Below are 22,217 nucleotides of genomic sequence, written 5' to 3' on the forward strand. Positions count from 1 at the left end.
CGCTTCACATCAGTAGACGCTCGCCGCACCCCGGAACGTTCCCTCCTCGCTGGAATCGCTCCCACGAGCACCGCCCACGAGCGGGACAATCCGGGAATCCGGCACATCAGGGCATCCGGCGGCCTCGCCGGTCGGACAAGTCGGCCGACCGGCGGCGGCTCACTGCGCGTTGACCACCGCGGCCTGCGGCCGGATCGGCAACCGGTTCACGGGACGGCCCGTCGCCGCGCGCACGGCGGACGCGATGGCCGCCGGCGACGTCACCACCGGCACCGCGCTGACCGCCTTCGCGCCGAAGGGCGCGACCACGTCCCGCTCCTCGACCAGCTTCACGATCCGGATGTCGGGGGCGTCCAGGGCCGTCGGCAGGGAGTAGCCCGTCAGGTCCGGGTGCCGGACCAGGCCGCGTGCCGAGCGCAGGTTCTCCGTGAGCGCTATGCCCACGCCCTGGGTCACACCCGCCTCGATCCGCGCCTCGAGCTGCGCCGGGTTCAGCACCCGCCCGACGTCCTGGGCGAGGGCCAGCTCGACCACGCGCACCGAACCCAGCTCGATGTCGACGTCGACCACCGCGCGGATCGCGCAGAAGGACATGCCCACGAAGGCGTCGCCCTGGCCGGCCTCGTTCAGCGGTTCGGTCGGGTGCGGACGGCACTGTGCCGTCGCCCACAGCTCCTTGCCGTCCAACGCCTCGGTGACGGTGGTCGACAGGACGCCGTCGTACGACGTGATCTTGCCGTCGGTGATCTGGAGCAGCTCCGTGGACATGCCGAACTTGTGCGCCAGGGGCTGCAGGAGCTGCGTACGGACCATCTTGGCCGCCCGCTCCACCGCGCCGCCCGACACCCAGGTGTGACGGCCGCGGCAGCCCGGGCCCGCCGGGGGCTGGTCGGTGTCCACGGGTGCCACGTGCACCTCGTCGATGCCGAGGGTCTCCTGGACGATCTGCCGGGCCAGGGTCGTGAAGCCCTGACCGGTCTCGACGGCGGCGCACAGCACCGTCGCCACGCCGTCGTGGACCTTCACGGTCGCCGTGGAGACCTCGTCGGCGCCCTCGGCGCCGAGCATGTGCACCATGCCCAGGCCGTAGCCCACGCCCCGGCGCACGGCGCCCGGTTCGCCCGCGCCCTCGGGGCCGCCGGGCAGCAGCCACTCGTCCTCGGGGGTGTCCTTGGGCAGGGCCGGAAGCGGGTAGTCCCGTACGGCCTGCAAGAGCTCCGCCACCGGGGCCGGGCAGGTCACCGTCTGACCCGTCGGCAGGACGTCGCCGGTGGCCAGCACGTTGCGCAGGCGCAGCTCCGCCGGGTCCATGCCGAGCTTCTTGGCCAGCTTGTCCATCTGCGCCTCGTAGGCGGCGCACACCTGCATGGCACCCTCGCCGCGCACATGGCCCGACGGCGGGTTGTTGGTGCGTACGGCCCAGCCCTCGATGAAGGCGTTCGGGACGACGTACGGGCCGCAGGCGAAGCCGACGGCGGCGGCCAGCGCTTCGGAGGAGGTGTCGGCGTAGGCGCCCGCGTCCAGCAGGATCTGCGCCTCGACCTTGACCAGCTTGCCCTCGGCGTCCGCGTGATGGCGGTACCGCAGAAGGGTGGGGTGCCGGTGGGTGTGGCCGAGGAAGGACTCCTCGCGCGTGGCCGTCAGCTTCACCGGGCAGCCGGTCTTGAGCGCCAGCAGGCCGAGCGGGAGTTGGAAGCCCTGGTCCTCGCGGTCGGCGGTGGCGCCGGGCACGCCGGTGACGACGACCTTGACGCGCTCCGGGTCCAGGCCGTAGCAGGCGGCGGCCCGGTCGCGGTCGGTGTGCGGGTCGGTGGAAGCGAGGTACAGCTCCACGCCGCCGTCGGGCCGCGGTACGGCGAGGCCCGCCTCGGCGCCGATCGGGGCCGGGTCCTGGCGGCCGATGCGGTACAGGCCCTCGACGACGATGTCGCCTGCCGCGTCCGGGTCGCCGTGGCGCAGCGGGATGTGCCGGATCAGGTTGCCGTCGGGGTGCAGCGGCTCGGCCTCGAAGGCCTGCTCGGGGTCGGTCACCGGGTCGAGCGTCTCGTACTCGACGATGACGGCCGCGGCGGCCAGCCGCGCGGTGTCGGGGTGGTCGGCGGCGACGGCGGCGATGGGCTCGCCGTGGTGGCGTACGACCTCGGAGGCGAAGACCGGGCGGTCGGCCTTGCCACGGCCGAACAGCGGGCTGCCCGGCAGGTCCTCGTGCGTGACGACGGCCCGTACACCGGGCATCTCCCGCGCGTGGGCGGTGTCGATGGACTTGATGCGCGCGTGCGGGTGCGGCGAGCGCAGTACGGCCGCCCACAGCAGGCCCTCGGCCCACAGATCGGCCGCGTACGGGAACGTGCCCTCGGTCTTGGCGCGGGCGTCGGCGGCCTGCAGTGAGGCGCCGAGGCCGTGCGGGATCGGCTCGGGGGCGGGTGCTGCCTCCGCGGCTGTGGTCGCGGTGGCGGCTTCGTTGCTCACGCCTGGCCTCCGTCCTGGCCGTACGCCTGGTCATGCGGTCCCCTGAGGCCCCGTGCCTCGAACGCCGACGGGTTGACCCCGCCGGCCCCCGGGCCCGCCTGGTGAGGGATACGCGGCTCGTCCCCGTCGTGTTCGCCGTCGTCGGCACCGGTGTGCGCCTCGCGCTCGGCTACGACTTCCTGGACGGCGTCCACCACGCCCCGGTAGCCGGAGCAGCGGCACAAGTTGCCGCACAGCGCCTGGCGCGTCTCCAGCTCGGTGGGCGCCGGGTTGCCCTCCAGCAGGTCGTGCACGGTCATCGCCATGCCCGGCACGCAGAAGCCGCACTGCACGGCACCGCAGCGCGCGAGCGCCCGCTGCACGTCCGAGGGCTGCCCGTCGACGGCCAGGCCCTCGACGGTGCGTACCTCGCTGCCGGCGGCGGTCACGGCGGGCACCAGGCAGGACGCGACGAGCCGTCCGTCGACCTGCACGTTGCAGGCGCCGCACTCGCCTTGCGAGCAGCCGTCCTTGGCGCCCGCGAGGCCGAGCCGTTCCCGCAGCACGTAGAGCAGCGACTCGCCGATCCAGGCGTCCGAGACGGGCCGGTCGACGCCGTTGACGCGCAGCACGTAGGAGGCCAGGGGGTGTTCCTCGCCGGGCGGCGGCGGTGCGTCGTCGGCCTGCTCGGAGTCCTCGGCGGCCTCGGGGTTCGAGTCGCTGCCGGCGGGTGCGCTCTCGGCGGAGGGCTCTGCGGGGCCCTGGGGGGCCTCTGTGGCGCCTCGGGCGTCCGGACCCTCGGAGGCGGGCTCGTCGGCGCCGGGAGCGGCCTGCGAGGCCTCTGATGCGCTTTCGGCGGACTCCTCGGCGGGCCGCTCGGAGCGCCCCGGGGTGAACGCGCCCGGCATCGCGGACGGCTCGCCGTCCGGGGTGAACGCGCCCGGCCTCGCGGACGGCTCGCCGTCCGGGGTGAATCCGGCGGACGCGGGCCCGGTTCCGACGGGTCGCCGGCCGGGCTGCCCGTCGGCGGGTGCGGCATGCGGGTCGCCGGCGTGCGGTCCCGGGCGGCCGGGAACGTGCCCGGCATCGGCGGGCCGCCCGGGCGCGGGCGCGGTTCCCAGCGCCTCACCGGCCGCCGCCTGCGCCTGCTGTCCCCACGGCTGCCCGGTCGGCTGCGCCGCCCAGGGTGCGGCCGCGCCGCCCGGCAGCGTGGCCGGCGGGGTGCCGCCCCACTGCTCGACGAGCGACGACGTGGTGAACTCGCCCGATTCGTCCGGAAGGTCACCGCCGGCAACAGGGATCGACCACTGCCCGGTGACGTCCTGGCCCGGCGCGCCGGTGTCCTGGCCCGCCGCGGTCTCCGAGAAGTTCCACTGCTGGGTGGCCCCGGGGTTGTACGTGAACCGGTCGCCGCCCGTGTCCTGCGCGGCGTTCGGGTCGGGCCACCGGGAGCCCTCGGCGGGGGTGCCCGCGGCCGGCCAGCCGCCGGGGGCCGAGGGGTCGGTGCCGGTGCCCGGCGCAACCGTTATCTGCGGCGGGACGTATCCGTGACCGGGTGCGGCGAGCGGGCTGTCGGAGTTGGCCAGGAGGGCGTCGATGCCCCCTTCGGGGAGCTTGACGAAGGCGGTGGCGCCGTCGTCGTACTCGCCCTGGGGCAGCGGGTCCCAGCGGCCCCTGCCCTGGGGCGTGCCCTCTCCGTGCTGGTCGTCGGTCACGACAGCGCCCTCCCCAGTGCTCGTCGGGCCAGCGCGGCGACGGTGCGCCGCAGGTGCAGTACGGCGGGCGGATGCTGGGTCACGGACCCGTCCTCGGCCGGGGCCGGGTCGGGGATGCAGGCCGCGGCGACGTACTCGCCGAAGGCGCTGAGCGCCTCGGGCACGATCGCGCGGTTGTTGTCCCAGTCGATGAGCTGGGCGACCCACTGCTCGGCCTCCAGGGGCCTGAGCGGCATGGGCGCTATGGCGCCGACGGCGCACCTGACTCCGCGCCGGGCGGGGTCGAGCACGACCGCGACGGACGCCATCGCGCGTCCCGGGCCGGTGCGGCCGGTGGCCTTGACGAAGACCTGCGGGGCGTGCAGCAGCGGCACGCGCACGTAGCCGATGAGTTCGCCGGCGCGCAGCATCTCCATGCCCGCCAGCAGGTGCGACACCGGGATCTCGCGGCGGGCTCCGCCCGGGCCCGCGACGATCAGGGTCGCTTCGAGGGCGGCCAGCACCGGCAGCGCGTCACCGGTCGGGGACGCCGAGGCGATGTTGCCGCCGAGGGTGCCGGCGTTGCGGATCTGCGGCGGGCCCGCGGCGCGTGCGGCGGCGGCGAGCGCCGGGATGAGGGCCGCGAAGTCGGGGCGGCCCATGCGGGCGTGCGTGAGACCGGCGCCCAGCAGCGCGTGGCCGTCCTGGTACTGCCAGCCGCGGATCTCGCTGATCCGGCCGAGACCGACCAGGGCGGCGGGCCTGAGCTGCCCGGAGTTGACGGCGGCCATGAGGTCGGTGCCGCCCGCGACGGGCACGGCGGCGGGCATGGCCGCGAGTGCCGCCACGGCCTCGTCCAGCGTCGTGGGCAGCGTGACGGCCTGCGCCGCCTGCGGTGCGTGCGTGGTCAAACCGGCTGCCCCTTCCCGCTGCCCCACCTGGTCCCACCTGTGTTGCCGTACGGTACGTGCTGACAGGGCGGACGTGGCAACTCTGGCACATCTTCGCAGGGCACGAAGACAGGGGTCCGCTAGGAGGCATTCGCCCACCTGATCAGGGAGATAGTCCGTTTTCGCACGGCATCACCCGGCATCACCAGTGCGTACCGATTGACACTCTTCGGTGACCCCTTGCCGGTTTTTTTCCATTATCTGTTCGGGGGCGGCCCGTCGATCGGACGGCCCAGCACTCCGGGGCGCCGCTGCCAGGGCCGCGGTCCCGTAGGTGGCCGGTACGCGACCCCGAGGGCGTCAAGTCGCCCGTAGTGGGCGGCCAGTCGGCGCTCGAAGCCCGCGAAGTCCCGTTCCGCCGGGGCGGGCAGGCCGCTCCAGGCCACCTCGGCGAAGGCGGCCAGGCGCGGAAACGCCTGGTAGTCCACGCGCGCCCGGTCCTCCATCACCTCGGTCCACAGGTTGGCCTGCGTGCCGAGCACGTGCCGGGCCTCGTCCGGCGTCAACTCCGCGGGAACGGGCTCGAACCGATAGACGTCCTCCAGGGTGCGCACGTAGCCGATCGGCACCGGCTCGTCGCCGCCCGGGTCCTGACGGTGGTCCAGATACACCTGCTGCTCCGGGCACATGACGACGTCGTGACCGGCGCGGGCGGCCGCGACACCGCCCGCGTATCCGCGCCAGGACGACACGGCCGCGCCTTTCGCGAGCCCGCCCTCCAGAATCTCGTCCCAGCCGATGAGCCGGCGCCCGCGCGCGGTGAGCCAGGTGTCGAAGTGGCCGATGAACCACGCCTGGAGCTCGTCCTCGTCCTTCAGCCCGAGTTCCCGGATGCGCCGCTGTGCGGTGGCCGACTGCCGCCACTGGTCCTTGGGGCATTCGTCGCCCCCGACGTGAATGAACTGCGAGGGGAACAGTTCCAGGACTTCCTCGAACACCCCCTCGTAGAAGCGCAGGGTGTTGTCAGTGGGGGCGAGTACGTTCGGATTGATCCCCCAGGTGTCCCAGACGGAGAGCGCGGAGGTGTCGATGACGTCGGTGTTGCCGAGTTCCGGGTACGCGGCGATGGCGGCCTGCGAGTGGCCGGGTACGTCGATTTCCGGGACGACGGTGATATGCCGCTCGGCGGCGTACGCGACGATCTCGCGGATGTCGTCCTGGGTGTAGTGGCCACCGTGCGGCTTCTCCTCCCACAGCGGGGAGGCCCGATGGCCGAATTTCGTGCGCGCCCGCCAGGAGCCGATCTCGGTGAGCCGGGGGTACTTCTTGATCTCGACGCGCCAGCCCTGGTCGTCCGTCAGATGGAAGTGGAAGACGTTCAGTTTGTGTGCCGCCAGCAGGTCCAGGTAGCGCAGGACGCCGTCCTTGGGCATGAAGTGCCGGGCCACGTCGAGCATGACGCCGCGCCAGCGAAATCGCGGGGCGTCCTCGATGGTGACGTGCGGCACGGCCCAGACGCGGTCGCGGTCGATGGGGGCCGCGCGGTACGCGTCGGGGCCGAGTAGCTGACGCAGCGTCTGGGCGCCCCAGAAGACACCGGCCGCGCTGCCGCCCTCGATCAGGACGCCGGTCGGGCCGCTGACGAGGCGATACTCCTCGGGGCGCAGCCCGGGGCCGAGTCGAAGCCCGATGCCGTCGCCGTCGGTGTCGTCGAGTTCCCACCCCTCGCGCAGGGGCAGTCCGGTGGCCTGGCGCAGCACGGTGCCGAGCCAGTGACCGACGCCCTCGGTCGCCGGGCCGGCATGGATCCGGGAGTACGCCGTCAGCCTTACCTCGCCGGTACCGGCGACGGCATCGCAGGGCATCGGAATCAGTTCAGTCACGTCAGTCCTTTACCGCTCCGCCCAGCCCCGACACCAGCCGTCGCTGCACGAGCACGAAGAAGATCAGTACCGGAATCGTCATCACCGTGGAGGCCGCCATCACTCCGCCCCAGTCCGGCTCGTCCGGCTTGTAGAAGACGAGCAGCGCCATCGGCAGGGTGGACTGCGAGGTGTCGCTGATGATGAAGGACTTGGCGAACAGGAAGTCGTTCCAGGCGGAGATGAAGGAGAAAACGCTTGTGGCCACAAGCCCCGGGAAGACCAGCGGGAAAAGGATCTGCCACAGGAATCGCGACCGGCTCGCCCCGTCGATGTAGGCGGCCTCCTCCAGGGCCTCCGGAACGGCCTTCACAAACCCCCGCAGCATCCAGATCGCGAACGGCAGCGAGAAGGCGATGTGCGGCAGGATCAGCGACCCGAGCGTGTTCAGTTGGCCGAAGTCCCGCATGAGGAAGAACAGCGGGATCGTCAGGGCCTCCACCGGCACCATCTGGGCCACCAGAAACATGATCAGCAAGGTGGTCCGGAAGCGGAACCGGAATCGGGTCACCGCGGTCGCCGCGAGAAACGCGATCAGCGCCGAGGCGATCACGACGGTGCACGCGACGACAAGGCTGTTGAGGAAGTAACGGCCGAATTCGTTCTGCTCGAAGACGCGCCGGAAGGAATCCAGGGAAGGGTCCAGCGTCCACGGCCGCGGCTCGCTCGACTCGATCTCCCCGGCCGGTTTGAAGGCGCCGAGCACCATCCAGTACAGCGGAAACGCCACCACCACGGCGATCAGCAGCGCGGACGCCTCCGCGAGCAGCCGCCAGGGCCGCCGTACGAGACTCATCGGATTCATGGACCTCACAGCTCCTCCCCCTGCCTGCGCAGCAGCCGCAGATACACGAGCGTCACCGCCAGCAGGATCAGCAGCATCACCACGCCGATCGCGGAGCCCAGGCTGTACTGCGAGGACGCGAAGGCCTTCTGGTAGGCGTACACGTTCAGCACGAGGTTCTGGCCGGCGATGCCGCCGCCGTTGGTCATGACGTAGATCTGGGTGAAGACCTTGAAGTCCCAGATCACCGACTGGATGGTGACGACCACCAGGATCGGCCGCAGCATCGGCGCCAGCACCGACCGCCAGGTCCGCCACTGCGAGGCGCCGTCCAGCGCGGCGGCCTCCAGCACCTCGGACGGGACGGCGCGGATACCGGCGTACACCGTCACCATCACGAACGGGAAGGAGCACCACACCACTTCGAGCAGCACCAGGAAGAAGGCGCTGAACCGCCCGTACGTCCAGGAGTGGTCACCGAGCCCGAGCAGGCGGTTCACCGGCCCGAAGTCCGGGTCGAACAGGAACAGCCACACCGTCGACCCGGTGATGGCCGGGGTCGCCCAGGCCCCGAGCGCGGCCATCATCAGCGCCAGCCGCGGCACGGCACGCACGCGCGTGAGCAGCACGGCGAGGAAGCAGCCGACGGCGAGCGTCGAGACGACACAGGCCGCCGCGAAGACGACCGTGGCGAACAGCACCTGCCAGAACTGGGAGTCCGAGAACAGCTCCGAGTAGTTCCCGAACCCCTGGAAGGTCGTCGGTTCCCCACCGCTGACCTGCGCCTGTGTGTACTGGAAGAACGAGATCAGCCCGAGCTGGTAGACGGGGTAGACGAGCAGCCCGCCGAGGACGACGAGGGCGGGGGCGAGATAGAGCCAGGGTGTCTTCTGACTCCGTCCACGCGGACGGCGATAGGAGCGCGGGGCTGTGTTGAATTTGCGGCTACCGCCGCGTGGGCGCGACAAGCCACCGTCGGCCGGCACCCGCGACCGATCCGCAGCCCCCACCCCGGTAGGCGCTGTCATCCGACGGAACCAAACGCCTCGTCCATCTTCTTCGCCGCATCCCCCGAAGCCCCGGCGACATCCTTCTTACCGCTGATGACCTCCTGGAACATCGTCGGCAGGACGAGGGACGAGTCGATCTCCGACCACGCCGGCGACGCGGGCACGAACTTCGTCCCCGACGACAGGGTCTCGACGAAGGGCTTCACAAAGGGCTCCTCCTTCGCCGCCGTCTCCCGTACGTCCCCGAACGTCGGCAGGAAGCCCATCGCCTCGAACATCGACGCCTGCGTCTTCTTCGAGGTGAGCTGCTCCATCAGATCGACGGCCAGCGTGCGGTGCGACGTGCTCTTCAGGACGCCGATGTTGTTGCCCCCGGCGAACGCCGGCGCGACGGACCCGGCCTTCACCCCCGGCAGAGGCACGACCGCGTACTTGCCCTTCACCTTCCCGGCCTCCACGGCCGCGTGGCTGAAGTCGCCGCCGATCGCCATGCCCGCCTTGCCGGCCGCGAACGCGGTCACCGTGTCGTTGCCGCCCATACCCGCGCACTTGGCGGCGGGACAGTTGTCGTCGGAGAAGAGGGACGTGTACTGCTCGATGCCCTTGCGGGCGGCCTCGCTGTCGATGGCCGAGGCGTACGAGCCGCCCTTGCCGGTGGCCAGCTCACCGCCGTTGGCCCACACGAACGGCATCGCGCCGTAGGTGTACGCCCCGCCCACCACGAGCCCGTACAGCTCGGGCTCGGCCGCCCGGATCTTGCGGGCCGTGGTCGCCAACTCGGCCATGTTCTTCGGGACTTCGAGGCCGAGCTCCTCGAAGATGTCGGTGCGGTAGTACAGGGCGCGCACCCCGACGTAGAAGGGGGCGCCGTAGATCTTGCCGTCCACGGTGACGGACTGCTTGGCGGTGGGGTCGGTGTCCTTCGCCTCGCTCCAGTCGCCGAACTCCTTCGTGACGTCGAGGAGTCCGCCGTCCTTCACATAGCCGGCGGTGTCGGTGTTGCCGTACTCGATGACGTCGGGCGCGGACTTCGGGTCGTTGAAGGCGGCCTTCACGCGCTGGGCGCGGGTCTCGACCGGGATGTACTCGACGTCGACCTTCGCGCCCTCGTGCTCCTTCTCGAAGGCGGCGACGACGGAGTCGACGACCTTCTCCTTGGGCTGGTTGCCGACCTCCTGGAACAGCCAGACCCGCAGGGTGCCGGTCTTCTCGTCCTTGTCGGAGGAGGCGTTGTCGGAAGTCTGGGGGGCGCAGGCGGCGACGACGAGCGCGGCGGCCGCGAGCGCGGAGATCCTGAGCGAGCGGACGGACGGCTTCATGATGCTCCTCCGAAAGGTGTTGCAACATGCGCAATGACGGTTTCGCTGTGCACAACACTCGGGAGGCTAGGGAGTTCATGAACACGACCACAAGAGGTCTCAACCACTCTGTGACCGGCGGACGCACTCCATGCAACGCGCGGGCAGCACAAAGGCCCTCAGGGCGCGCAAAACGCACCCTGAGGGCCTCAGGACCACCGGACCGGACGGTCTACTTCTTGTCGCCCTTGCCCTTGTCGTCGCCACCGCCGGCGCCCATGGACTCGTAGATCTCCTTGCACATGGGGCACACGGGGTACTTCTTCGGGTCGCGGCCGGGCACCCAGACCTTGCCGCACAGCGCCACGACGGGGGTGCCGTCGAGGGCGCTCGCCATGATCTTGTCCTTCTGGACGTAGTGGGCGAAGCGCTCGTGGTCGCCGTCGCCGTGGGAAGTCTGCGGCGTGGGCTCGACGAGGGTCCCCGTACCAGTCCCGCGCTCGGGCTCGAGAGTGCTCATACCGCCAAGAGTACTGAAGCTCACATGCATCAGTTGAGCGACGGGTCGTCCGGGTAGGTGGCCACCATCGCGAGCTCGTTGCGCTGGCGGCGCAGCACCGAGCGCCACAGTCCTTCCGGGGACGGCGAGGACACATCGCCCGGCTCGGACTCCACGACGTACCAGGCGCCCTCCACCAGCTCGTCCTCGAGCTGGCCGGGGCCCCAGCCGGCGTACCCGGCGAAGATTCTCAGGGATCCGACGGCCGAGGCGAGCAGCTCCGGCGGCGCCTCCAGGTCCACGAGCCCGATCGCGCCGTGCACCCGGCGCCAGCCCAGCGGGGCGCTCTCGCCGTTCGCGTCACCGGGGATGACGGCCACGCCGAGCGCCGAGTCCAGGGACACCGGGCCGCCCTGGAAGACGACGCCGGGCTCGCCGGCGAGATCCGCCCAGCCCTCCAGGATGTCGCCGACGTCCACGGGGGTCGGACGGTTGAGGACGACACCGAGAGAGCCCTCCTCGTCGTGGTCGAGAAGGAGCACCACCGCGCGGTCGAAGTTCGGGTCCGCCAGGGCGGGCGTTGCCACGAGCAACCGCCCTGTGAGCGAGGACACCTCGGTCATGCCAGACATGATCCCGCATCTTCCCTTCGCATGGGGAGGCAATGCCGGTTCGGGAGTGAATGCAGCTCAGGGCGGACGGAAGCGCCGCCCGGCGCACGGTCCGCGACGGTGACCGCTCGTGCCCGACGGGGAACCGTTCGTGTTGTGACAGAGCTATGACGTTCCTGAGCCGTACTTGGGCTTACTGAAGGGGGGGCGACGGCGATTACCCTTTCCCTCCTGGCCCCTGCCCAACTCATCGGAACGCGAGATACATGACCGTCAACGACGATGTCCTGCTTGTCCACGGCGGAACCCCGCTGGAGGGCGAGATCCGTGTCCGCGGTGCGAAGAACCTCGTACCGAAGGCAATGGTCGCCGCTCTGCTGGGCAGCGAGCCGAGTCGACTGCGCAACGTTCCGGACATCCGGGACGTTCGTGTCGTACGCGGCCTGCTGCAACTGCACGGGGTCACGGTCCGGCCCGGTGAGGAACCGGGCGAGTTGGTGATGGACCCCTCGCACGTGGAGAGCGCGAACGTCGCTGACATCGATGCCCACGCGGGTTCGAGCCGTATCCCGATCCTCCTGTGCGGTCCCCTTCTGCACCGCCTCGGGCACGCGTTCATCCCCGGCCTCGGCGGCTGCGACATCGGCGGCCGGCCCATCGACTTCCACTTCGAGGTGCTGCGCCAGTTCGGCGCGACCATCGAGAAGCGGGCGGACGGGCAGTACCTGGAGGCTCCGCAGCGGCTGCGCGGCACGAAGATCCGGCTGCCGTACCCGTCCGTCGGCGCGACCGAGCAGGTGCTGCTGACGGCCGTCCTCGCGGAAGGCGTCACCGAGCTCTCGAACGCGGCCGTGGAGCCGGAGATCGAGGACCTCATCTGCGTCCTGCAGAAGATGGGCGCCATCATCGCGATGGACACCGACCGCACGATCCGCGTCACCGGTGTGGACCGGCTCGGCGGCTACAACCACCGCGCCCTGCCGGACCGTCTGGAGGCCGCCTCCTGGGCGTCCGCCGCGCTCGCGACCGAGGGCAACATCTACGTCCGTGGCGCCCAGCAGCGCTCGATGATGACGTTCCTCAACACCTACCGGAAGGTGGGCGGTGCCTTCGAGATCGACGACGAGGGCATCCGTTTCTGGCACCCCGGTGGCCAGTTGAAGTCCATCGCCCTCGAAACCGACGTGCACCCGGGCTTCCAGACGGACTGGCAGCAGCCGCTGGTGGTCGCCCTGACGCAGGCCACGGGCCTGTCCATCATCCACGAGACGGTCTACGAGTCCCGCCTCGGCTTCACGTCCGCGCTGAACCAGATGGGCGCCCACATCCAGCTCTACCGCGAGTGCCTCGGCGGCTCCGACTGCCGCTTCGGCCAGCGCAACTTCCTGCACTCCGCGGTGGTCTCCGGCCCGACGAAGCTCCAGGGCGCCGACCTCGTCATCCCCGACCTGCGCGGCGGCTTCTCGTACCTCATCGCAGCGCTGGCGGCCCAGGGCACGTCCCGAGTCCACGGCATCGACCTCATCAACCGCGGCTACGAGAACTTCATGGAGAAGCTCGTGGAGCTGGGGGCGAAGGTCGAACTGCCCGGCAAGGCACTCGGCTGACATACGGAAAGCAGAACGCCGATGGGGCGGCCACCCGGTTCCGGGTGGCCGCCCCATCGGCGTTACTGCAGCGCCCTAGGGGGGCGCGGGGAACTGCGCGACCTGCCAGGGACGGGCCCGCAGTCGCCCGCGGCGCCACGCCACAACGGCGCTCGCGCCCTTACTTACCCTTGGCCGCTTCCTTGAGCTTGCTGCCCGCGGAGACCTTCACGCTGTAGCCGGCCGGGATCTGGATCGGGTCGCCGGTCTGCGGGTTGCGAGCGGTGCGAGCGGCACGGTGGGTGCGCTCGAAGGTCAGGAAGCCGGGGATGGTGACCTTCTCGTCGCCCTTGGCGACGATCTCGCCGACGGTCTCGGCGAACGCGGCCAGCACGGCGTCGGCGTCCTTGCGGGTCACCTCGGCGCGGTCGGCCAGCGCGGCCACCAGCTCACTGCGGTTCATGTTGTTACTCCCGTGTTCATTTGCCTTGAGGCGTGCCACGCGGCGGAGCCGCATGTCGGGCACAGCGATGTCGATGCTGCCAGGGTCCTCGGTGCGACCCGGGACCCGGGTCCGTCGTCAGACCCTCGCGCCCAGAGACGCATCCTGCCCCTACCTGCGGCGGGAAAGCCAATCCGGCGCCCGGAGGAGTCGTGAGAACACCCTTGGGAGTCACACGAAGAGAGGGCCTGAGCTTGGCCGTCACGATAAACGGCGGCCACAGGCCCTTGGTTCCACGACGCGCCGTCACAAGGGCTTGCCGTGGCGATCCTCACAGCCCATGCACACTTTTCGGGTCTGTGAGGCCCGAAACCCGTGTGATTACTCGCCCGACGGCACCGCGGACGCCGCCTTCGCGGCCTCCCGCACCGCGCCGGCGACCGCGCCCGCGACCTTGTCGTTGAAGACGCTCGGGATGATGTAGTTCGGGTTCAGCTCGTCCTCGGTCACCACATCCGCCAGCGCCTTCGCAGCCGCGAGCATCATGTCCGTGTTGACGGTGCGGGACTGAGCGTCCAGCAGACCGCGGAAGACGCCCGGGAAGACCAGCACGTTGTTGATCTGGTTCGGGAAGTCGGAGCGGCCCGTGGCCACAACTGCCGCCGTCTGACGGGCGATTGCGGGGTCGACCTCGGGGTCCGGGTTCGCGAGCGCGAACACGATCGCGTTCTCGGCCATGGCGGCCACGTCGGCGCCGTCGAGAACGTTCGGGGCGGAGACGCCGATGAAGACGTCCGCGCCGCGCACGGCCTCCTTCAGCGTGCCGGTCAGACCCTCGGGGTTGGTGTTGTCGGCGATCCAGCGCAGCGGCGAGTCGGCGGGGGCCTGGCGCAGGTCCTCACGGCCGGCGTGCACGACGCCGTGGATGTCGGCGACGACGGCGTTCTTCACGCCCGCCGCGATCAGCAGCTTGAGGATGGCCGTACCGGCCGCGCCCGCGCCGGACATGACGACGCGGATGTTCTCGATCGCCTTGCCCGCCACACGAAGTGCGTTGGTCAGGGCGGCGAGTACGACGATCGCGGTGCCGTGCTGGTCGTCGTGGAAGACGGGGATGTCGAGGGCCTCGCGCAGACGGGCCTCGATCTCGAAGCAGCGCGGGGCGGAGATGTCCTCGAGGTTGATGCCGGCGAACCCGGGGGCGATCGCCTTGACGATCTCGACGATCGCGTCGGTGTCCTGGGTGTCCAGGCAGATCGGCCAGGCGTCGATGTCGGCGAAGCGCTTGAAGAGCGCTGCCTTGCCTTCCATGACCGGCATGGCGGCCATCGGGCCGATGTTGCCGAGGCCCAGGACCGCGGAGCCGTCCGTCACGACCGCAACGGTGTTGCGCTTGATGGTCAGGCGCCGCGCGTCCTCGGGGTTCTCGGCGATGGCCATGCAGACGCGGGCCACACCCGGCGTGTAGACCATGGACAGGTCGTCACGGTTGCGGATGGGGTGCTTGGACTGCATCTCGATCTTGCCGCCGAGGTGCATGAGGAACGTACGGTCCGAGACCTTCCCCAGGGTGACGCCCTCGATGCCGCGGAGCTGCTCGACGATCTCGTCGGCGTGCGCGGTTGAGGTGGCGGCGATGGTGACGTCGATCCGGAGCTTCTCGTGGCCGGACGCGGTCACGTCGAGGCCGGTCACCGAGCCTCCGTGGGACTCGACGGCTCCGGTGAGCTGGGAGACCGCGGTTCCGCTCGCGGGCACCTCCAGCCGGACCGTCATCGAGTAGGAGACGCTGGGCGCCGTTGCCATGGCCGACTTCCTCTGCTTTCACCGTGTGGCTGGTATGCCGTCCGATCGTCGCACCTACCGCTGAGTAGGAGTTAGCCGGGCGTGGATTGCGAACGTATTGTTCGCCACGCCTTCGCAAGAAAAGAGACCCACGTCACATCGTGACGTGGGTCTCTTCTACGTTCATGACACCGACCCGCCATGCTCGCCTCGCGGCAAGTGGTCGCTCGTAGCGACGAAGGTTGGGCCCGGGGGCTTGGATCGAGCCGGTGTCACACCCAGGCTAACAAACGGATCCCGTAAGGCCATTCCCGCAACCGTGGTTCATCCGGATCAATCTCTGAGCAGGTCCGGCACCCCGGACGCGTCCGGCTCGTCCCGCTCCCCCGAGACCACCGTGAGCTGCTGGGTCGCCCGGGTCAGCGCGACGTACAGCACACGCAGTCCGGCCGGTGACTCGTCCGCGATCTCCGCCGGGGAGACGACGATCGTGGCGTCGTACTCCAGGCCCTTCGCCTCCAGGCTGCCGAGCGCCACCACCCGGTCACCGAGCCCGGCCAGCCACTTGGCCGCCTCCTCGCGCCGCTGCATGGCGACCACGACGCCGATCGTGCCGTCGACCTCGTCGAGCAGCCGGGCGGCCTCGTCGCGGACCGTCCGGGCGAGGGAGTCCCGTACGACGGCGTAGCGGGGCCGCACCCCGGTGGAGCGGACCGCCGAGGGTGCCGTCGAGCCCGGCATGGCGAGGGCCAGCACCTTGGCCGCGAGATCGGCGATCTCGGCCGGGTTGCGGTAGTTCACGGTGAGCTGGAAGCGGCGGCGCGGGCGGCTGCCGAGGGCCTCGTCCCTGGCCTCTGCCGCCTCGTCCACGTCGGACCAGGACGACTGGGCCGGGTCGCCGACGATCGTCCAGGTCGCGTGGCGGCCCCGGCGGCCCACCATCCGCCACTGCATCGGCGTGAGGTCCTGGGCCTCGTCGACGATGACATGGGCGTACTCGGTGCGCTCGGCGGCCAGCCGCTCGGCGCGCTCGCGCTGCGACTCCTCGCGCACCGGCATCAGCTCGTCCAGGCCGGTGAGCTGGTCGAGCGGATCGAGCTCGCGCTTCTTCCTGGGGCGGGCCGGGGTGCCGAGGATCGCCTGGAGCTCGTCCAGCATGGCGATGTCGTGCACGGTGAGGCCGTCCCGCTTGAGCGAGCGGGCCACCTTGCGCGCCTCGCCCGGGTTGAGGATCCGGCGCGCCCAGCGGCCGAGCCGTCGCTCGTCGGACATCGCGTCCAGGACGGCCTTCGGGGTGAGCTCCGGCCACCAGGCGTCGAGGAAGGCGATGAAGCTGTCCTCCGAGGTGACGTCCTCGTCGAAGGAGGAGCGCAGCTCGGCGGCGAGCTCGGGGTCGGTGTGCCGGGTGGCGCCGCCCGACTGTGCCCACAGGGCGTCGAGCAGCAGCTTGCGGGCGCGCGGGCGCAGCAGGTTCACGGGGGCCGTACCGCTCAGCGCGTTGCGGCGGACGCGTTCCAGCGCGTCGGCCTCCAGCTCCAGCCGGCGCCCGAAGGCGACCACGCGCAGGCGGGTGGGAGGGCCGGTGACGGGTGCGCCGGTGTCGTCGCCGAACGCGAGCTGCCCCGCCCGGTTCGCCGCGCCGGCACCGGAGGCGGTCCGGCCGCCCGGCCCCTGCTCCAGCGCGCCCCGCGCCGCCTTCCGCAGCACCTTGAGCATGCGGTACGAGCCCTTGGCGCGGGCCGTGGCCGGGGAGTCGTACAGCGTGGCCTCGACGCCGTCGACGAGGGAGCCGATCGCGCGGATGGCGACCTGGCCCTCCTCGCCGAGCGAGGGGAGCACGCCCTCGGTGTACGCCACCAGCAGCGGGGTCGGCGAGACGATCAGGATGCCGCCCGCGTACCGGCGCCGGTCCTGGTAGAGCAGGTAGGCGGCGCGGTGCAGGGCGACGGCGGTCTTGCCGGTGCCCGGTCCGCCCTCGACGTAGGTCACCGAGGCGGCGGGGGCGCGGATGACCAGGTCCTGCTCGGCCTGGATGGACGCCACGATGTCCCGCATGGTGTGGGTGCGGGCCTGGCCGAGCGCGGCCATGAGGGCGCCGTCGCCGATGACGGGCAGTTCGTGACCGTCGAGGAAGGCCTTGAGCTCGGGGCGCATCAGGTCGTCCTCGACGCCGAGGACCTTGCGGCCCTTGGAGCGGATGACCCGGCGCCGTACGACCCGCCCGGGGTCGACCGGGGTCGAGCGGTAGAAGGGCGCCGCGGCCGGGGCCCGCCAGTCGATGACCAGCGGGGCGTAGTCGGCGTCGAGCACACCGATGCGGCCGATGTGCAGGGTCTCGGCGATGTCGGCGGTGTTGTCCTCGCGGACCGCGCCCTCGGCGGGCTCGACGGCGGTGTAGGCGCCGTCCGGGCCCTTCTTGCCGTCCTTGCCGGACAGCAGGTCGATCCGCCCGAAGAGGAAGTCCTCGAACTCGTTGTTGAGGCGGTTGAGGTGAACGCCCGCCCGGAAGACCTGCGCGTCCCGCTCCGCGAGCGCTCCGGGCGTGCCGACCTGGCCGCGCTTGGCCGCGTCGTTCATGAGGAACTCCGCCTCGTGGATCTTTTCCTCAAGGCGCCGGTACACCCGGTCCAGGTGTTCCTGTTCGACACCGATCTCTCGGTCTCGCACGGAGTCGAGCGCGGATTCCTGTTGAGCCTGAGCGGCCACCCGGGCCCCCTTCTGACGTGCTGGGCAGCCGTCAACCGTACGCGAAGGGGACCCGGAAAAGCTACGTCGGCTACACGTCGACCTGGACGAGCTTCTTTCCGTCGAAGGTCATGACCTCGACGTGATCGACGTCGTCGGGGGCCATGGACACGCCACCGCTGACGTACAGCGGGTTGCGGGCCTGCTCGTTCTCGGAGTCCGGGAGGCCGTAGCCCCACTTGCCGACCGACCAGGAGGAGGCGGTCTCACGCTCGCCGTCCTTGCCGACGAAGATCAGGGAGCACTTGAGCGGTCCCTTGACGCCCTTGAGTTCGAGGCCCGTCTCGGTGCCCCAGAGCTTCTCCTGCAGGGCGACGGTCGCGGTGACCCCGGTCTTCGCGTCGGTACCCGAGACCTTGTTCTTGATGCTGGTGAACAGGTCCTTGGCGGGGTTGGCCGCCGTCACGACGCGGTTCGCGCCGTCACCACCGCCGTCGTCGCCGCCACCGGCCGCCATCGCGGCGAACGGTCCTGCGACGATCAGCGCTGCCGCCGCGGCGACCATGTAGAAGCTGCGCCGGCGCTTCTGGGCGCGCCGCTCGGCGACCTCGTCGACGAGGTTGTTCACCATGCGCGGGCTGGGCTTCGCCGACAGGGACTCGCCGATCGCGGGCGAACCGGAACCGGGCAGGTCCGCCAGCGCGGCCAGCATCGGCTCCATACCGGCGAGTTCGTCGAGCTGCTGGGCGCACCATTCGCAGGTCGCGAGGTGAATCTCGAAAGCGGTTGCCTCTGCGTCGTCGAGAATCCCGAGGGCGTAGGCGCCGACGGTTTCGTGCTCGTTCGGGCCCGGCTGTCCCTGGGTGGGGCTCATGGACCCAGACATACCCGAACCGCCCATCCCGAATCCCTGGTTTCCCCCGTAAACACTCATCACGCCGTCACCCCCCGCTCCTCCAGAGCCAGCTTCATCGACCGCAGGGCATAGAAAACCCTTGAGCGAACGGTGCCGCTGGGTATGCCCAGCGTCTCGGCCGCCTCATTGACGGTACGCCCCTTGAAGTACGTCTCCACGAGAACCTCCCGGTGGGCGGGGGTCAGGTCGTCGAGTGCGTCCGACAGCGTCATCAGCCACAGCGCCTTGTCGATCTCGTCCTCCGCGGGGATGACCTCCAGCGGCGACGGATCGACCTCCTGCGGCCGGGCCTGCCGGCTGCGGTGGCCGTCGATGACGATGCGCCGGGCGACCGTCACCAGCCAGGGGCGTACCGATCCGGTCGCTCGATTGAGCTGTCCGGCGTTCTTCCAGGCACGGATGAGCGTCTCCTGCACGACGTCCTCTGCTCGTTGCCGGTCACCGGCGACCAGTCGAAGGACATACGCAAGGAGGGGTCCGGCGTGCTCTCTGTACAGCGCACGCATCAGCTCCTCATCTGGTTCCGAGGGCTGGGACATGCGATGTCGGGCCCTCGCTCCACGTTCATTGGCCACGACGGAATCCTTGCGCACGCCCACCTCCGATGTCCGGGGGTTCCCCCAGTCGGTCGCTCGACTACCCGTACGGAAGCAGCCCGTTGAGTGTTCAAAGTGAGGCGACAGTTTTCTTCGGAGTGACGTGACGAGCGGGACATGGCAGCACATTCCCACCGCGCGATCTTTACATTTCCGTCACAGCGGCAAGATCATCTCCAGACTTCCCTACGGTGGCGTAGGTAAACGGCGTGTAATAGAAATCACTTCGACAGCCGTTTCACAGAAGGCCCATAACGGACTTTCAGGCTCGCGTGAGTGCCACTCGACGGCGATGCCGGGCGACCCTTTCGCGGTTCCCGCAGACCTCACTGGAGCACCAGCGCCTCCTGCGCCCCCGTGATGTGTCGAGGTAGACGATGGGGCAGTTGTCCCCCTCGCACTCCCTCAGCGCGGCCCGCGCGACGGGGTCGGTGAGCAGTTCCAGGGCGTCCCGCGCGACGGCCCCGAGCAGCGCGGCGCACTCCGGCGGACGGTCCAACTCCCGCACCAGCGTGCCGTCCTCCACACGCACGGCACGCGGGGCCGGAGGCGCGACGCGGGCGAGGTCGTTCACACGGGCGAGCGCGATGTCGTACGACGGCCAGCGCTCGGCGGCGAGAGCGCCGCGTACCAACTGCCCTATACGCCCGCGCAGTTCGCGGAAGTCCACGAGCCAGGGCGCGCCGGCCTGGGCCAGCGGGGTGCCGGGCGGGACGAGGCCGGCGCCGACGATCCAGGCACACAGCACCTCGACGGAGTCGAACCGTTCCTCCGGGTGTGTGGTCGCGAGGAGATCCAGACAGATCCGCCCGGCGCCGAACCGCAGTTCGTAGGGGTCCGTGGCCGTACCCAGTGCCATGTGCCTGTCACCGCCTAGGGGTCAACCCGGTCAGGAGGGGTCGGTGAGATGCCGTGAGGAGAGCTGGGGAACCGTTCCCCCTAACAGTGCCTGCCCGGTGGCGGAGCCGGAACCCCTCGTACCGGCGGTTGGCGCTGGACGACCGCGTATGCGGCTGCGCGTGACGGCCATGTTCGGCGGGCCCGCGCGGCCGTTGACTGAGGGACATGACACGACGGAGCAACGCACTCGCCGGAACCGTACTGGGCGCGGCCATGGTCGCGACGGGCCTGATCGCCGGGGCCTTCTACATCTTCGCCTGCGCCGTGATGCCGGCGCTGGCACGCAGCGACGACCGGGTGTTCGTCGAGGTGATGCGCGACATCAACGACGTGATCCAGAACCCGGTGTTCCTGCCGGCCTTCCTCGGGGCGCTGGTGCTGACGGGGGTGTCGGCGTGGCAGTTGCGCGGTCAGCAGTACCGCTGGTGGGTATGGGCGGCACTGGCCGCGTACGGGCTGGCCTTCCTGGTGACCGTGGCCTTCAACATCCCGCTGAACAACGCCCTCACGGACACCGGGGCTCCGGCCGCGCTGCGGGAGGAGTTCGAGGATCCGTGGGTGGCGTGGAATGTGGTGCGGGCGGTGCTGTCGACGGTGGCGGTGGGGTGCCTTGGGCGGGCGCTGGCGGGGTACGGCCGGTCCTCATCTTTCAGCCCGTCCGGCGTTCAAGGACGCGGCAGGTCAGGTTCTTTCAGCCCGTCACGCATATGACGACGAGCCGGTCCGCACCTTTCAGCCCGTCCGGCGTTTGAGGACGAGGCCGTTGAGGGCCGAAGCGGGGGTCCGGGGCGGCAGCCCCCCGGGGACGATGAGGGTCCCCCCGCTCGAGCGAAGCCGAGAGTGGGGGAGGGTAGGGGCGGCGGGGGCGAAGAACCTCATGCGTCCGCGTACTTCGCATCGGCGGCCGGATCCAGCGCCAGCCGATACCCCCGCTTCACCACCGTCTGGATCAGCTTCGGCGCCCCAAGAGCCGTCCGCAGCCGAGCCATCGCCGTCTCCACCGCGTGCTCGTCACGCCCGGCACCCGGCAGCGCACGCAGCAGCTCGGAGCGGGCGACCACCCACCCCGGCCGCCGCGACAGCGCCCGCAGCAGGGACATCCCGGCGGGCGGCACCGGTCGCAACGCACCGTCCACCAGGACCGCGTGCCCCCGGATCTCCACCCGGTGACCGGCGACCGGCAACGAGCGGGCCCGTCCGGGAAGTTCCTGGCAGAGCAACTGGACGAGCGGCCCGAGCCGGAAACGCTCGGGCTGGACCGTGTCGACGCCGAGCGCCTGGAGGGGCAACGCGGTGACCGGCCCGACGCAGGCCGGAACGACGTCGTGGGCGAAGGCGGCGAGCAGTTCGGGCAGCAGCCCCCGCTTCTCCGCCCGGGACAGCAGCGACGCGGCGGCGGGCGCGCTGGTGAAGGTGACGGCGTCCAGACCACGGGAGACCGCGGCGTCCAGCAGCCGGTCGACCGGGCCGATGTCCTCCGGCGGCAGCCACCGGTAGACCGGCACCCCGAGCACCTCCGCTCCACCGACCCGGAGCGCCTCCACGAACCCGGGCAGCGGCTCACCGTGCAGTTGTACGGCGATACGGCGCCCCTCGACGCCCTCCTCCAGCAGCCGGTCCAGCACCTCGGCCATGGACTCGCTGGACGGCGACCACTCCTCGGTCAGCCCGGCGGCCCGCACCGCGCCCTTGACCTTGGGCCCGCGCGCGAGCAGCTCGACCTCGCGCAGCCCGGCCAGCAGGTCCTCGCCGAGCCCCCAGCCGTCGGCGGCCTCGATCCACCCCCGGAACCCGATCGCGGTCGTGGCGACCACTACGTCCGGCGTCCTCTGAATGATCTCCTTGGTGGCCGCGAGCAGTTCGCTGTCGTCGGAGAGTGGCACGATCCGCAGGGCTGGGGCGTGCAGAACGGCGGCGCCGCGCCGCTGGAGCAAGGCCCCGAGCTCGTCGGCGCGGCGCGCGGCGGTCACGCCCACGGTGAACCCCGCGAGGGGCCCGTGTTCGGGTTGCTGCTGTTCGTCGTACATAACTCTCGTCCCGCACTCGAGTTGTGTTGCCTGCCCCAGGTGCACACCGTCGGTGTTCCTGATCGCACCCACGGTGGTGACACCCGCATGCCGATCGAGCCTGTCAACGGTGCGTGACAGGCTC

Annotated in this window: 18 protein-coding genes; 2 read left to right on the forward strand and 16 right to left on the reverse strand. The window is 70.7% G+C overall.

Going from position 1 to position 22,217, the window contains the following annotated elements; all coding sequences use genetic code 11:
* Window positions 1-159: 159 nt before the first annotated feature.
* From ACZ69Q_RS26405 to ACZ69Q_RS26445, 9 genes are all read right to left on the reverse strand, one after another.
* Entirely contained in the window at window positions 160-2,469 is a 2,310-nt protein-coding gene (locus ACZ69Q_RS26405) for a xanthine dehydrogenase family protein molybdopterin-binding subunit (RefSeq protein ID WP_471046221.1), read from the reverse strand.
* Window positions 2,466-4,163, reverse strand: a complete 1,698-nt coding sequence (locus tag ACZ69Q_RS26410) for a (2Fe-2S)-binding protein (protein ID WP_471046222.1) — start codon at window positions 4,161-4,163, stop codon at window positions 2,466-2,468. The genes ACZ69Q_RS26405 and ACZ69Q_RS26410 overlap by 4 nt, the downstream gene beginning before the upstream one ends.
* The gene (locus tag ACZ69Q_RS26415) at window positions 4,160-5,053 is read right to left on the reverse strand and encodes an FAD binding domain-containing protein (RefSeq protein WP_471046224.1); all 894 of its coding nucleotides are present in this window, start codon (window positions 5,051-5,053) and stop codon (window positions 4,160-4,162) included. Before ACZ69Q_RS26415 ends, ACZ69Q_RS26410 begins: the two co-directional genes overlap by 4 nt.
* Before the next feature lie 236 nt (window positions 5,054-5,289).
* Entirely contained in the window at window positions 5,290-6,915 is a 1,626-nt protein-coding gene (locus ACZ69Q_RS26420) for a beta-N-acetylhexosaminidase (protein WP_471046226.1), read from the reverse strand.
* 1 nt (window position 6,916) lies between these two features.
* Window positions 6,917-7,750 carry a carbohydrate ABC transporter permease gene (locus ACZ69Q_RS26425; RefSeq protein ID WP_471046358.1) on the reverse strand — a complete coding sequence of 278 codons (834 nt, stop codon included), beginning with the start codon at window positions 7,748-7,750 and terminating at the stop codon, window positions 6,917-6,919.
* 14 nt (window positions 7,751-7,764) lie between these two features.
* Window positions 7,765-8,766 carry a carbohydrate ABC transporter permease gene (locus ACZ69Q_RS26430; protein ID WP_471046227.1) on the reverse strand — a complete coding sequence of 334 codons (1,002 nt, stop codon included), beginning with the start codon at window positions 8,764-8,766 and terminating at the stop codon, window positions 7,765-7,767.
* Complete coding sequence (locus ACZ69Q_RS26435) at window positions 8,763-10,067, reverse strand: extracellular solute-binding protein (protein ID WP_471046229.1); 1,305 nt, start codon at window positions 10,065-10,067, stop codon at window positions 8,763-8,765. Before ACZ69Q_RS26435 ends, ACZ69Q_RS26430 begins: the two co-directional genes overlap by 4 nt.
* 211 nt (window positions 10,068-10,278) lie before the next feature.
* Complete coding sequence (locus ACZ69Q_RS26440; protein WP_471046231.1) at window positions 10,279-10,566, reverse strand: DUF3039 domain-containing protein; 288 nt, start codon at window positions 10,564-10,566, stop codon at window positions 10,279-10,281.
* Window positions 10,567-10,595: 29 nt separating this feature from the next.
* Window positions 10,596-11,168, reverse strand: a complete 573-nt coding sequence (locus tag ACZ69Q_RS26445) for a YqgE/AlgH family protein (RefSeq protein WP_030946849.1) — start codon at window positions 11,166-11,168, stop codon at window positions 10,596-10,598.
* A 254-nt stretch (window positions 11,169-11,422) separates the two neighbouring features.
* Between ACZ69Q_RS26445 and murA the strand changes: the two genes are divergently transcribed.
* Window positions 11,423-12,763, forward strand: a complete 1,341-nt coding sequence (gene murA / locus ACZ69Q_RS26450) for a UDP-N-acetylglucosamine 1-carboxyvinyltransferase (protein WP_107905685.1) — start codon at window positions 11,423-11,425, stop codon at window positions 12,761-12,763.
* Window positions 12,764-12,923: 160 nt separating this feature from the next.
* Here murA and ACZ69Q_RS26455 read toward each other — a convergent pair whose 3' ends face one another.
* From ACZ69Q_RS26455 to ACZ69Q_RS26480, 6 genes are all read right to left on the reverse strand, one after another.
* A complete protein-coding gene (locus ACZ69Q_RS26455) occupies window positions 12,924-13,205 on the reverse strand; it encodes an HU family DNA-binding protein (protein WP_007382399.1) in 282 nt (93 codons plus the stop codon).
* Between the two features lie 360 nt (window positions 13,206-13,565).
* Complete coding sequence (locus ACZ69Q_RS26460) at window positions 13,566-14,990, reverse strand: NAD-dependent malic enzyme (protein WP_471046234.1); 1,425 nt, start codon at window positions 14,988-14,990, stop codon at window positions 13,566-13,568.
* A gap of 312 nt (window positions 14,991-15,302) precedes the next feature.
* A complete protein-coding gene (locus ACZ69Q_RS26465; protein WP_471046236.1) occupies window positions 15,303-17,675 on the reverse strand; it encodes a HelD family protein in 2,373 nt (790 codons plus the stop codon).
* Window positions 17,676-17,745: 70 nt separating this feature from the next.
* Window positions 17,746-18,528: an anti-sigma factor family protein gene (locus ACZ69Q_RS26470; protein WP_471046237.1), complete on the reverse strand. Its 783-nt coding sequence runs from the start codon at window positions 18,526-18,528 to the stop codon at window positions 17,746-17,748.
* A 59-nt stretch (window positions 18,529-18,587) separates the two neighbouring features.
* The gene (locus ACZ69Q_RS26475) at window positions 18,588-19,109 is read right to left on the reverse strand and encodes a sigma-70 family RNA polymerase sigma factor (RefSeq protein ID WP_010039908.1); all 522 of its coding nucleotides are present in this window, start codon (window positions 19,107-19,109) and stop codon (window positions 18,588-18,590) included.
* A 319-nt stretch (window positions 19,110-19,428) separates the two neighbouring features.
* Complete coding sequence (locus tag ACZ69Q_RS26480) at window positions 19,429-20,025, reverse strand: CGNR zinc finger domain-containing protein (RefSeq protein WP_471046239.1); 597 nt, start codon at window positions 20,023-20,025, stop codon at window positions 19,429-19,431.
* A 206-nt stretch (window positions 20,026-20,231) separates the two neighbouring features.
* Here ACZ69Q_RS26480 and ACZ69Q_RS26485 point away from each other — a divergent pair, with 206 nt between their 5' ends.
* Window positions 20,232-20,777: an anthrone oxygenase family protein gene (locus ACZ69Q_RS26485; protein ID WP_471046241.1), complete on the forward strand. Its 546-nt coding sequence runs from the start codon at window positions 20,232-20,234 to the stop codon at window positions 20,775-20,777.
* Between the two features lie 164 nt (window positions 20,778-20,941).
* Here ACZ69Q_RS26485 and ACZ69Q_RS26490 read toward each other — a convergent pair whose 3' ends face one another.
* A complete protein-coding gene (locus ACZ69Q_RS26490) occupies window positions 20,942-22,093 on the reverse strand; it encodes a uroporphyrinogen-III synthase (protein ID WP_471046243.1) in 1,152 nt (383 codons plus the stop codon).
* Between the last annotated feature and the right edge of the window lie 124 nt (window positions 22,094-22,217).

The sequence above is a fragment of the Streptomyces sp. NPDC036764 genome (assembly GCF_055609385.1).

What these genes read in the sequence shown, in the direction of transcription:
- ACZ69Q_RS26475 (WP_010039908.1), bottom strand. Translation starts at nt 19,109, where the DNA reads ATGTCCCAGCCCTCGGAACCAGATGAGGAGCTGATGCGTGCGCTGTAC.
- ACZ69Q_RS26430 (WP_471046227.1), bottom strand. Translation starts at nt 8,766, where the DNA reads ATGACAGCGCCTACCGGGGTGGGGGCTGCGGATCGGTCGCGGGTGCCG.
- ACZ69Q_RS26485 (WP_471046241.1), top strand. Translation starts at nt 20,232, where the DNA reads ATGACACGACGGAGCAACGCACTCGCCGGAACCGTACTGGGCGCGGCC.
- ACZ69Q_RS26460 (WP_471046234.1), bottom strand. Translation starts at nt 14,990, where the DNA reads ATGGCAACGGCGCCCAGCGTCTCCTACTCGATGACGGTCCGGCTGGAG.
- ACZ69Q_RS26425 (WP_471046358.1), bottom strand. Translation starts at nt 7,750, where the DNA reads ATGAGTCTCGTACGGCGGCCCTGGCGGCTGCTCGCGGAGGCGTCCGCG.
- ACZ69Q_RS26470 (WP_471046237.1), bottom strand. Translation starts at nt 18,528, where the DNA reads ATGAGCCCCACCCAGGGACAGCCGGGCCCGAACGAGCACGAAACCGTC.
- ACZ69Q_RS26445 (WP_030946849.1), bottom strand. Translation starts at nt 11,168, where the DNA reads ATGACCGAGGTGTCCTCGCTCACAGGGCGGTTGCTCGTGGCAACGCCC.
- murA (WP_107905685.1), top strand. Translation starts at nt 11,423, where the DNA reads ATGACCGTCAACGACGATGTCCTGCTTGTCCACGGCGGAACCCCGCTG.
- ACZ69Q_RS26440 (WP_471046231.1), bottom strand. Translation starts at nt 10,566, where the DNA reads ATGAGCACTCTCGAGCCCGAGCGCGGGACTGGTACGGGGACCCTCGTC.
- ACZ69Q_RS26490 (WP_471046243.1), bottom strand. Translation starts at nt 22,093, where the DNA reads ATGTACGACGAACAGCAGCAACCCGAACACGGGCCCCTCGCGGGGTTC.
- ACZ69Q_RS26480 (WP_471046239.1), bottom strand. Translation starts at nt 20,025, where the DNA reads ATGGCACTGGGTACGGCCACGGACCCCTACGAACTGCGGTTCGGCGCC.
- ACZ69Q_RS26455 (WP_007382399.1), bottom strand. Translation starts at nt 13,205, where the DNA reads ATGAACCGCAGTGAGCTGGTGGCCGCGCTGGCCGACCGCGCCGAGGTG.
- ACZ69Q_RS26435 (WP_471046229.1), bottom strand. Translation starts at nt 10,067, where the DNA reads ATGAAGCCGTCCGTCCGCTCGCTCAGGATCTCCGCGCTCGCGGCCGCC.